This window comes from Peptoniphilus sp. oral taxon 836 str. F0141 (assembly GCF_000179335.1).
In the GTDB taxonomy this organism is placed as follows: domain Bacteria; phylum Bacillota; class Clostridia; order Tissierellales; family Peptoniphilaceae; genus Peptoniphilus_A; species Peptoniphilus_A lacrimalis.
The window spans coordinates 70,187-82,023 of record NZ_AEAA01000021.1 but is presented as its reverse complement, the minus strand read 5'-3'; the positions used below and the strand labels follow the sequence as shown (position 1 = coordinate 82,023).

Annotated in this window: 8 protein-coding genes and 1 pseudogene; all 9 read left to right on the top strand. The window is 31.9% G+C overall.

Translation table 11 applies throughout. From position 1 onward, the window contains the following. Positions 1 to 628 (top strand): helicase-related protein (locus HMPREF9131_RS00950; RefSeq protein ID WP_009344809.1); only part of this gene is annotated, 628 nt, incomplete at its 5' end. A gap of 8 nt (positions 629 to 636) precedes the next feature. Continuing rightward, positions 637 to 4,263, top strand: coding sequence for an excinuclease ABC subunit UvrA (gene uvrA, locus HMPREF9131_RS00945; RefSeq protein ID WP_009344804.1), 3,627 nt, complete (start codon positions 637 to 639; stop codon positions 4,261 to 4,263). Between the two features lie 170 nt (positions 4,264 to 4,433). After that, positions 4,434 to 5,911, top strand: a pseudogene (gene gltX / locus HMPREF9131_RS00940) (glutamate--tRNA ligase). 8 nt (positions 5,912 to 5,919) lie between these two features. Then, the gene (pgk, locus tag HMPREF9131_RS00935; RefSeq protein WP_009344863.1) at positions 5,920 to 7,113 is read left to right on the top strand and encodes a phosphoglycerate kinase; all 1,194 of its coding nucleotides are present in this window, start codon (positions 5,920 to 5,922) and stop codon (positions 7,111 to 7,113) included. Then, complete coding sequence (gene tpiA / locus HMPREF9131_RS00930; RefSeq protein ID WP_009344813.1) at positions 7,103 to 7,846, top strand: triose-phosphate isomerase; 744 nt, start codon at positions 7,103 to 7,105, stop codon at positions 7,844 to 7,846. The genes pgk and tpiA overlap by 11 nt, the downstream gene beginning before the upstream one ends. Further along, positions 7,843 to 9,354 (top strand): 2,3-bisphosphoglycerate-independent phosphoglycerate mutase, encoded by a 1,512-nt coding sequence (gene gpmI, locus HMPREF9131_RS00925; RefSeq protein ID WP_009344845.1) that lies wholly within the window; start codon positions 7,843 to 7,845, stop codon positions 9,352 to 9,354. The genes tpiA and gpmI overlap by 4 nt, the downstream gene beginning before the upstream one ends. Before the next feature lie 14 nt (positions 9,355 to 9,368). Next, positions 9,369 to 10,655, top strand: a complete 1,287-nt coding sequence (gene eno, locus HMPREF9131_RS00920; RefSeq protein WP_009344822.1) for a phosphopyruvate hydratase — start codon at positions 9,369 to 9,371, stop codon at positions 10,653 to 10,655. Continuing rightward, positions 10,652 to 11,077 (top strand): histidine phosphatase family protein, encoded by a 426-nt coding sequence (locus HMPREF9131_RS00915; RefSeq protein WP_009344853.1) that lies wholly within the window; start codon positions 10,652 to 10,654, stop codon positions 11,075 to 11,077. Before eno ends, HMPREF9131_RS00915 begins: the two co-directional genes overlap by 4 nt. 411 nt (positions 11,078 to 11,488) lie before the next feature. Next, positions 11,489 to 11,803: a hypothetical protein gene (locus tag HMPREF9131_RS00910; protein ID WP_009344827.1), complete on the top strand. Its 315-nt coding sequence runs from the start codon at positions 11,489 to 11,491 to the stop codon at positions 11,801 to 11,803. The last annotated feature ends 34 nt before the right edge of the window (positions 11,804 to 11,837 follow it).

The following is an 11,837-nucleotide window of genomic DNA, read 5'->3' as shown; positions in this document are numbered from 1 at the left end:
AATGGCAGAAGATTTAACTAAGCATTTTAAGGAAATAGGAATTAAGGCAACTTATATGCATTCTGATGTTGAAACTTTAGAAAGAATGCAGATAATTAAAGATTTAAGACAGGCAAAGATAGATGTTTTAGTTGGCATAAATCTTTTAAGAGAGGGTTTGGATATGCCGGAAGTTTCCCTTGTAGCAATTTTAGATGCAGACAAAGAGGGATTTTTGAGGTCTAGAACTTCCCTAATTCAAACCGCTGGACGTGCGGCAAGAAATGTTTCAGGAAAAGTAATAATGTATGCTGATAATATTACTGAATCTATGAAGGAGACAATAGATGAAACAAATAGGCGTAGAAAAATTCAAGATGCCTATAATAAAGAACATGGTATAGTTCCAAAATCCATTATTAAAGATATAAGAGATGTTCTAAATACAACACTTGCTGCCGAATCGGATGTTTCGTTTAAAGAAGAAGATTTTGAAGATGAATTTACAAAGGATGAAATTCAAGCTATGATAGATGCTCTAAAGCCACAAATGTATGAAGCAGCAGAAGCCTTAGATTTTGAAAAAGCTGCTGAAATTAGAGATAAGATAAAAGAACTCAAAGAGAAGAAGAAAGAAGCGTTAGTTTAGGTGATATATTGACTGAAGAATTTATAAAAATAAAGGGAGCAAGACAACACAATTTAAAAAATATAGATTTAACTATACCGAGAAATAAATTTATAGTTTTTACTGGACTTTCAGGTTCAGGAAAATCTTCCCTTGCCTTCGATACAATTTATGCTGAAGGTCAAAGGAGATATGTTGAATCTCTATCTTCCTATGCAAGACAATTTTTGGGACAGATGGATAAGCCGGAAGTTGATTATATAGAAGGGATGAGCCCTTCAATTTCTATAGACCAAAAAACCACTTCCAAAAACCCACGTTCAACTGTGGGTACAGTTACAGAAATTTATGATTATTTAAGACTTCTTTATGCAAGAGTTGGTCATGCTTTTTGCCCCAAGTGTGGTAAGGAAGTAACAGCATTTACAATTGATCAAATGGTAGATAAGCTTATGGGACTTGAAGAAAGACAAAAGATTCAGATTCTTTCACCAATTGTGCGTCACAGAAAAGGAACTCATAAAAAAGTTTTAGAAAAAATAAGAAAAGAAGGGTTTTTGAGAATTTTTGTAGATGGACAAGCCCATGATATTGCTGAAGATTTAGAACTTGAAAAAAATAAAAATCACGATATTGATGTTGTTATAGATAGGATTATCATAAAAGAAAAGATAGAATCGAGATTATTTGAGTCTTTAGAACTTGCCAGCGGCTTATCTGATGGCATAGTAAAGGTGAATGTAATTGATGGAGAAGATTTAATTTTTTCTACAAAATTAGCTTGTCCTGACTGTGGTATTGTAATTGAAGAAATCTCCCCACGTTCATTTTCCTTTAATTCACCACTAGGGGCTTGTGATGAATGTAAGGGACTTGGATTTTCCAAAGAAGTTGATGAGGATTTAGTTATTCCCAACAAAGACTTATCTATAGAAGAGGGGGCAATAGCTTGTTATTCTTCATCTAAGGGAACCTACTATTATGAGATGATAAAGGCTGTGGCAGATAAATTTAATTTTTCTACAAAAAAACCTATTAAAGAAGCACCTAGAGAATTTATTGATGCTATTTTTAATGGATATGAAGGAAATCTAAACTTTACTTTTGACTCATATTTTTCTGGTATTAAGGATTATGAAGGCTCTTTTGAAGGAATAAAGGAAAATTTAAAGAGAAGATATTTAGAAACCTCTTCAAACAAAATGATTGATAAAATAGATGAATTTTTAATTGATTCTCCCTGCCACAAGTGTCATGGCTCAAGACTTAAGGAAGAATCTCTATCAATAAAAGTTGGAGGATTGAATATTTTTGAACTCACAGAGCTTTCAATTTCAAAAACTCTAGAATTTATTAAAAATTTAAAATTATCTGATAAGGAAAAAATTATTGCAAAAGAACTTTTGAAAGAAATAAAAGACAGACTTTCATTTTTATTTACTGTTGGGCTAGAATATTTAACTCTTTCAAGAATGGCTGGCACTCTTTCGGGAGGAGAGGCTCAAAGAATAAGACTTGCAACACAAATCGGTTCTCAATTGGTGGGAGTAATTTATGTTCTTGATGAACCCTCCATAGGACTTCATCAGAGAGATAATGAAAAACTTTTGGGAGCTTTAAGAAATTTAACAGATATAGGAAATACTTTAATTGTTGTGGAACATGACGAAGAAACCATGAGATCTTGTGATGAGATTGTTGATATTGGTCCCTTTGCAGGCAGAAATGGTGGGAGAATTGTTGGTCAAGGAAGTGTCTTAGATATAATTAATTCTAAGGAATCTATAACTGGTGATTTTTTGTCAGGTAGGAAAAAAATTGAAGTGCCTAAAGAAAGAAGACCCTATACAGGAAAGTCTATCTTTGTAAAAGGAGCAAGAGAGCATAACCTAAAAAATATTGATGTGGAATTTCCTTTGGGACAATTCATTGCTGTTACAGGAGTTTCAGGTTCAGGTAAGTCATCTCTTGTAAATGAAATTTTATTTAAAGCTCTTGGGCAAAAAATTAATAAATCAAGAATTAAACCGGGACTTTATAGAGAAATTACAGGGCTTGAAAATCTTGACAAGGTTGTAGACATTGACCAAAGTCCTATTGGAAGGACACCTAGGTCTAATCCTGCAACTTATACTGGAACTTTTGATTTAATTAGAGATATTTTTGCTATGACTAACGAAGCAAAGATGCGTGGTTATAAAAAAGGAAGATTTTCTTTTAATGTAAAAGGTGGAAGATGCGAAGCCTGCAAGGGTGATGGAATAATAAAAGTTGAAATGCACTTTTTGCCTGATGTTTATGTGCCTTGTGAAGTTTGTAAGGGTCAAAGATATAACAGAGAAACTTTACAGGTAAAGTACAAGGGTAAAAATATTTCTGAGGTCTTAGATATGACAGTAGAAGAAGCTCTTGAATTTTTTAAGAATCATCCAAGAGTAATAAGAAAATTGGAAACATTAAAAGATGTTGGTTTATCTTATTTAAAACTTGGACAGCCATCAACTCAGCTCTCTGGCGGTGAAGCACAAAGAATAAAGCTTGCAACAGAACTCTCAAAAAAAGCTACTGGTTCTACAATTTATATCTTAGATGAGCCTACAACAGGTCTTCATTCTTATGATGTTTTAAAATTGATAAAAGTTTTAAATAGATTAGTAGATAAGGGTAATACTGTGGTAGTTATAGAGCATAATTTAGATGTTATAAAGACTGCAGATTATATAATAGATTTAGGACCTGAAGGCGGAGATGGAGGAGGAGAAGTTTTAGTCACAGGAAGACCTCTTGAAATTTGTCAGTGCGAAAAATCTTATACTGGTAAAATTTTTAAAGGACATACTATAATTATGATTATGAAAAAATTTATACAAAAAACAGTAATTTTATTTTTATTAATAAGCCTTGTTCCGCAGATGACTTTTGCTCAGTTTGTGAGGGAAAATAATTTTGTAGATAAAAAAGGTGCAGAAAGAACAGCAAATATAAAAAAATTTCAAGCAACTATGAATATTCCTATTAGCGGAACTTTGGACAATAAAACTAAAGAGGCCTTATATAATAAGGATTATAAAGTTTGGGATATGGTAACAAATCCACCAAGTAAGGGTTATTGGATCGCTGTAAATAAATCAAGAAGAATTTTGACTATGTATATGGGAGATAAGTCTTTAGGAAAATATCCAGTAACTTTAGGAACATCTGCAACACAAACTCCATCGGGCAGGGGTAAAATTGGAAATATGCATAAAAATCCAGCTTGGGGAGGAATGAACGGGAAATATAAACCAGTAGCTGCTGATGATCCTAAAAATCCTTTGGGAGAAAGATGGATGGGTTTAAGTTTAAAGGGATTTTCTGGCTACGGAATTCATGGAAATATAAAGCCGCATCAAATCGGAGGTTATTATTCAAATGGCTGCATAAGAATGTTTAACTACGATATAGAAGAGGCAGTTTTTCCACAGATGAAAATTGGCAATCCAGTTTGGATTGGTACAGATACTGAGCTTGAATCTTGGGGGCTATATCAATTTTCAAAAGTAGAAAAGGATAAAGCTGTAGAAAAACCACAAGCTACACAACAAAATCAAACAAATGATGTGGAAAATGAAGAAAAAATTGAAAATTACCAAGCAGTTGATTTATTTGAATATTAAATTTAAGGATAGCAAGTCTATCCTTTTTTTATTTACTAAAAATTATAAGAAAATTTAAAGCTCTCATGGAGTTTCTTATTAAGTCTTGATTTTTTATTTATTCAGTTTACAAAATTTCCAATTTTATCTATACTATAATGTAGAATTACATTATTTGGGAGTGTTATTTAATGAAAGAAGTTAGATTAAGATTTGCACCGTCACCGACAGGTTTTCTTCATATAGGTGGTTTGAGGACTGCCTTATATAACTACTTATTCGCAAGAAATAATGGTGGAAAATTTATTTTAAGAATTGAAGATACTGACAGAACAAGATTTGTTCAAGGAGCTATTGAAAATTTAATAGATTCTTTAAAATGGGCAGGAATCACTTATGATGAAGGTGTCTTCGTTGAAGATGGAAAAATTGTTCAAAAGGGAGAATATGGTCCATATATTCAATCTCAAAGATTAGATATCTATAAAAAATATGTAGATCAACTGATTGAAAATGGCTATGCTTACTATTGTTTCTGTAGCAAAGATAGACTTGACCATTTGCGTGAAGAACAAGAATTAAAGGACAAGTGCCAAAATATGATGGACTTTGCAGAGAAATTCCTCTAGATGAAGCAAAAAAAAGAATTGCTAGTGGAGAAGAATATGTGGTTAGACTTAAACTTCCTCACAACAAAGATATAACTTTTAATGATTTGGTTCGTGGTAAGGTTACTATTAATACCAATGAAATTGATGACCAAGTACTTATGAAGTCAGATGGATTTCCAACTTATCACATGGCTGTAGTTGTTGATGATCATTTAATGGGCATTACTCATGTTGTTAGAGGAGAAGAATGGCTTTCTTCAACTCCTAAACATGTTTTCTTATACCAAGCTTTAGGCTGGGAAAGTCCAGAATATGTTCACCTTCCTACAGTTTTAAATAAAGATAGAAAAAAACTTTCAAAAAGACAAGGCGATGTTTCTGTTGAAGATTTTAAGGAAAGAGGATATTTGCCAGAAGGTATTATTAATTATTTAGCTCTTGTTGGCTGGTCACCTGAAGATGGCGATGAAATTATGAATATGGATGAGCTTGTTTCAAAATTTGATTTTGATAGGGTTGGCAAAAGTGGCGGTATCTTTGATACTGATAAATTAAACTGGGTTAATGCTCACTATATTAAACAATATCCCATAGAAAAATTGGCAGAGCTTTCTATTCCTTATGTTGTTGATTCAGGACTTTTGGAAGAAGCTTATATAAGAGAAAATTTTGAATGGTATAAAGTTTTAATAGATACAATTAAAGAAGCGATTGATAAATTAGAAGATATTCCTAAACATATAGGATTTTTGTTTGGCGATTTAAAAATAACTGAAGATGCAGCTATGGAAGAAATAAATAAAGAACATGTTCCTGATTTACTTAAAACTTTTATTGAAGTTGTAAATAGCCATGACGAAATTTCACTTGAAGTTGCAAATGGATTAATGAAAGAAGTTCAAAAGAAATCAGGTGTAAAGGGCAAAAACTTATATATGCCTGTAAGAGCTGCTATTTCAGGCAATGTTCATGGACCTGAAATGTCAAATATTATATATCTTTTAGGAAAAGATAAATTAGTCCAAAGGGCTCAAAAAGTTTTAAATAATTTAAAGTAAGGTGGAAAATGATTAAAAAATTAGAAGATTTTAATTTTAATGGCAAAACTGTTCTTGTAAGAGTTGATTTTAATGTTCCTATTAAAGATGGAAAAGTAAAAGGTGATGATAGAATCAAAAAAAGCCTTCCCACTATCAAATATATAAAAGAACAAGGTGGAAAAATCATTCTTATGAGCCATTTAGGAAGACCAAAGGGAAAATATAATAAAGATTTATCTCTAAGACCTGTGGCACAAAGACTCAGTGAAATTTTAGGAGAAGATATTCTTTTTATTGATGAAAAAGAAGTTGTTAATAAAGAGGTTAAGGATAAGGTTAAAAATCTTAAAAACGCAGAGATTGCTCTTTTAGAAAATTTAAGATTCCGTCCTGAAGAAGAAAAAAATGAAGAATCTTTTTCAAAAGATTTAGCCTCACTTGCAGATATTTATGTAAATGATGCTTTTGGTACTGCACACAGAGCCCACGCTTCTAATGTAGGTGTAAGCAAATTTTTACCTTCTGCCGCCGGATTTTTGTTAGAAAAAGAAATTAAATATTTAAAAGAAAGCTTAGAAAATCCAAAAAGACCTTTTGTAGCAATTCTTGGTGGAGCTAAGGTTTCTGATAAAATCAATCTTATTAAAAATCTTTTAGACAAAATTGACTCCATAGTTATTGTAGGAGCTATGGCTAACACCTTTATAAAATCTATGGGTAAGGAAGTAGGAAAATCCTTAGTTGAAGATGATAAGCTCGACCTTGCTCGTCAAATTATTGATCAAGCATCAAAAAAAGGTGTAAATTTAATTTTGCCTGAAGATTTTATTGAAGCGAGAGAAATTTCTGATGATGCAAAGGGTCAAGTGGTAGATGCTTCAAGCATAGACAAAGATAAGATGGTTTTAGATATAGGACCAAATAGTTTGAAAAAAATTAAGATGGTTTTAAAAGATGCCAAGACAATTGTTTGGAATGGACCTGCTGGAGTTTTTGAAGTAGATGAATTTTCAAAGGGTACTGTGGGAATTGCTAAAATCTTGGCTGATTCAGATGCTTTAACTATAGTCGGTGGTGGAGATTCTGTCGCTGCTGTAGAAAAAGCTGGTGTGGAAGATAAAATAAGCCATATTTCTACAGGTGGTGGAGCAAGCTTAGAACTGCTTGAAGGAAAAGTTCTTCCTGCAATTAAGGCTTTAGGTGAAGCAAATGAGAACTAAGTTTATATGCGGGAACTGGAAGATGAATAAAACCGCAAAAGAAGCAGAAGAATTTATAAAAGACCTTGTAAAAAATGATTTTAAGGATGTTGATGTCTTAATAGCACCTCCCTTTACTTCTTTAGATGCTGTTAAAAGAAATTCTAATGGCAAAATCTATGTAGGAAGTCAAAATATATGTAAATTTAATGATGGAGCTTATACTGGTGAAGTTTCAGGGAAAATGCTCAAAGAATTTTGTGATTATGTAATTATAGGACACAGCGAAAGACGTACTATTTTCTCCGAAGATTACCAAACAATAAGAGAAAAAATTTTAAGAGCTTTTGAAAATAATTTAAAAGTTATACTTTGTTTAGGCGAAGAAGCCGAAGTTCGTGAGAAAAATAAGCAAAATGATTTTGTAAAAGAAGAAATTCTTGCAGCTTTAGAAAATTTAGATTTTAATAGAGATAATTTGACGATAGCTTATGAACCGATTTGGGCAATAGGAACAGGCAAGACTTGCTCTTCTGATGATGCTCAAGATATGTGTAAATTCATAAGAGATACTCTTTCTAAGTTAAATAAAAATGAAAGTGAATTTATTAGAATCTTATATGGAGGGTCTGTAAAGGGGTCAAATGCTAAAAATTTGCTAGCTTGTCCTGATATTGATGGAGCTTTAGTTGGTGGAGCATCTTTGGAAGCTAAAGAGTTTTTGAAGATTATTAATTACAAGGAGAATATATGAAACCTGTATTACTTATGATATTAGATGGATTTGGATTATATAAAGATTATCCTGGAAATGCAATTAGTCTTGCTAAGACTGAAAATCTTGATAAGCTTTATGAAACTTGTCCTCATACAGAAATATATGCCAGCGAAAAATGGGTAGGACTTCCCATGGGACAAATGGGAAATTCCGAAGTAGGTCATTTAAATATTGGAGCTGGAAGAGTAGTTTTTCAAGATTTAACAAGAATAGGAAATGACATAGACAATGGAAATTTCTATCATAATCAAATGTTTTTAAAGGCTGTTGAAAATGCGAAAAAGAATAACTCAAGCCTTCATTTGATGGGTCTTGTATCAAAGGGCGGTGTTCACTCCCACTTCAAACACTTGCTTGCACTTATAGATTTAGCAAAAAAAGAAGGACTTAAAAAAGTATATATACATGTAATTACTGATGGACGTGATGTTTCTCCAGATGCAAGTTTAGAAGACGTAAAAGAACTTGAAGATTACTTAAAAAAAGTTGGCGTGGGTAAGATTGCTGATATTTCAGGCAGATATTATGCTATGGACAGAGATAAGAGATGGGAAAGAATAAAAAAATATTTTGACTTAGTTACGGAAAAATATGATAATTCAAATCCTAATGCTCTTGATGCAATAAAATCATCCTATGATAATGGAGTTACAGATGAATTTATAAAACCTGTGGAAATTGATTGTGAGGGCAAAATAAAGGATGGAGATTCCTTAATATTTTTCAATTTCAGACCAGACAGAGCAAGACAGATTGTAAGGGCTTTGGTTGATGAAAATTTTGATGGATTTCCTAGAAAAGAAAAAAATATTTTTCTTGTAACAATGACTCAATATGATGATACAATTCCACATACAAATATTGCCTATCCAGAAAATAGACCAACAAATACACTTGGAGAAATTTTAGAAAAAAATCATTTAAGACAGCTTAGAATTGCTGAAACAGAAAAATATGCCCATGTAACATTTTTCTTCAACGGTGGTCGTGAAGTTATGTTTGAAGGAGAAGACAGAATTTTGGTTCAATCTCCTAAGGTTGCAACATATGATTTAAAACCTGAAATGAGTGCACCGGAAATCACAGAAAATTTGATTGAAAAATTGAGGGAAAATATCTATGACTGCATAATTTTAAACTTTGCAAATCCAGATATGGTTGGGCACACAGGTGTAATTCCGGCTGCAATAAAGGCGGTGGAAACTGTAGATAATTGCATAGGAAAAATTTTAAAGGAAATAAAAAAATTAGGTGGTGCCCTACTTATAACAGCAGACCACGGAAATTGTGATATGATGCTTACTAAAGATAACAAGCCTATTACAAGCCATACCACAAATAAGGTTCCATTTATTTTATATGGAGTGGAAAATGTAAAGTTGAGAAGTGAAGGAGCTTTGTGCGATATTGCTCCAACTATTCTCGAACTTTTAAATATAAAACAACCAAAGGAAATGACAGGAAAGTCATTAATTGAAAAATAAAGAGGAGTATTAAAATGAGTTTTATTAAAGATGTTTATGCAAGAGAAGTTTTAGACTCAAGAGGAAATCCTACAGTAGAAGTTGAAGTTTTGACAGACCAAGGAGGCTTTGGTAGAGCTATTGTTCCATCAGGAGCAAGTACAGGTATACATGAAGCTTGCGAACTTCGTGATGGAGGAAAATTTTATAATGGCAAGGGAGTAGAAAAAGCTGTAGATAATGTAAATAACATTATAGCTGAAGAACTTTTAGATGCTTATGTTTTTGATCAAGTTTCAATAGATAAACTTTTAATAGATTTAGATGGAACAGAAAATAAATCAAAATTAGGAGCCAATGCAATTCTTGGAGTTTCTCTTGCAGTAGCTCGTGCAGCAGCAGATGAGTTAGGTCTTCCCTTATATTCTTATATAGGTGGTGTAAATGCGAAAACTTTACCTGTTCCAATGATGAATATATTAAATGGTGGGGCTCATGCTGATAATAATGTCGATATTCAAGAATTTATGATTCTACCAGTGGGAGCAAAGTCTTTTAAAGAAGCCTTGAGAATGGGAGCTGAAACTTATGCGGCTCTAAAAAAAGAATTAAAATCTATGGGACTTTCAACTGCCGTTGGTGATGAAGGTGGTTTTGCACCAAATTTATCTTCAAACAAAGAAGCACTTGATATTATTGTAAAAGCAATAGAAAGTGCTGGATACAAAGCAGGAAAAGATATTGTTCTTGCAATAGATGCAGCAGCTTCAGAATTTTATAAGGAAAAAGACAATAAATACGAACTAAAAGGTGAAGGGATTTCTTATGACTCTAAAGAAATTTCACAATATTATAAAACCCTAGTGGAAACTTATCCTATTGTATCAATTGAAGATGGTTTGTCTGAAGATGATTGGCAAGGCTGGAAATATTTAACAGAGTTAATTGGAGATAAGGTTCAATTAGTTGGTGATGATTTATTCGTTACAAATACTAAAAGACTTAAAAAAGGTATAGATGAAAAAGTTTCAAACTCAATACTTATTAAGTTAAATCAAATAGGAACACTAACAGAAACTCTTGATGCTATTGAACTAGCTAAAAGATATAATATGACAGCTATAATTTCTCATAGGTCTGGAGAAACTGAAGACACAACTATATCAGATTTAGTAGTGGCAACAAATGCCGGTTTCATAAAGACAGGTGCACCAGCAAGAAGTGAAAGAATGGCAAAATATAACCAACTTTTGAGAATAGAAGACGAGCTTGAAGGTGCAGGAAAATATGCAGGAATGGATGGGTTTTATAATATAAAATGATTATATATTTCCTAAGGCATGGAAAAGCAGAAGTTTTCGGAGATGATTTTTCCAGAGAATTAACAACACAAGGAAAGATTGAACTCTATAATAAATATAAAGAATTTAGTAAATCTTTTTCTAAAGATAAGAAAATTAAAATTTATTCATCACCCTTAAAAAGAGCCTGTCAAAGTGCCGAGATTTTGTCAGAAATCTTAAAAACAGATTTCACTATAAATGAAGAGGTTTTAAATTATAATATTAGAGATTTTATAGAAGGTTTTGAAAGAGATAAAATAAATATTATCATCAGCCACGAACCATTTATATCCACATGGATAAGAGATTTTTGCAAGGTTGATGTCATTGTTTCAAGAGGCTCAATCCATGAGCTTCAATTAGATGAAAATTTACAGGGAAAACTTTTGGGATTATATTAATAAAAGGCGGGATACGAGTCTGTTAAGAACGCATACAAGACGTAAAGTCTTACAATAAAATATAAAAATATGAAATTTTTAAAATACGAACTTCTAAATATCAAATTTACTAATATTAAATAATGTGATTTTGGTTAAGAATTTTCATTTTGAAATTTTATTGATTTTTTTCAGATTATTGTCTTTGTATGACGCTTTTCTACTTTCTTAACAAGCTCGGCGGGAATGATGTCCTGCCTTTTTTAGCTTTATCTCATGGCAAATAAGTCGGCAAATTCTTTGAAGTAAAAATAGTAAATTTTATAAAACAAGTGATTTAAAAAAAATAGGGTATATAAGTAACAGATAAAAGCCTTTGGAGAAAGGAAGTAAATCACGAAGACAGGAAAACGATTATTTATAATATCGTTAATGTTTATTCTAACTTTTTCATTAATATCTGTTTTTGCAGAAAATGAAAATTATGTAAGAAGTGAAGACACCTATAAAGGAATTTGTAAAAAAATTTCAGTATTAGGTTTTGATGATGATGTTATTTATGGTTACAGAGCGGAAATATATCAAAGTCATTCAAATTTTCCAACGGCAATTCCAAATTATGAAGTTGTAAGAAGTGGAAGAAAATTTGTTGGCACATTGTACTTAAATAAAGTTGTTGAAATGAGAGAAAATTGGTTTAAGGGCGTTTATATCGACGACCTATATGACAGAGGTTGGGCAAGATAGATAAAATTAAAAAAAATAACTAATTAAATAACAA

Excerpts from the sequence above, each read along its gene's own strand:
- tpiA (WP_009344813.1), top strand. The coding sequence starts at position 7,103 with ATGAGAACTAAGTTTATATGCGGGAACTGGAAGATGAATAAAACCGCA.
- eno (WP_009344822.1), top strand. The coding sequence starts at position 9,369 with ATGAGTTTTATTAAAGATGTTTATGCAAGAGAAGTTTTAGACTCAAGA.
- HMPREF9131_RS00910 (WP_009344827.1), top strand. The coding sequence starts at position 11,489 with ATGTTTATTCTAACTTTTTCATTAATATCTGTTTTTGCAGAAAATGAA.
- HMPREF9131_RS00915 (WP_009344853.1), top strand. The coding sequence starts at position 10,652 with ATGATTATATATTTCCTAAGGCATGGAAAAGCAGAAGTTTTCGGAGAT.
- pgk (WP_009344863.1), top strand. The coding sequence starts at position 5,920 with ATGATTAAAAAATTAGAAGATTTTAATTTTAATGGCAAAACTGTTCTT.
- gpmI (WP_009344845.1), top strand. The coding sequence starts at position 7,843 with ATGAAACCTGTATTACTTATGATATTAGATGGATTTGGATTATATAAA.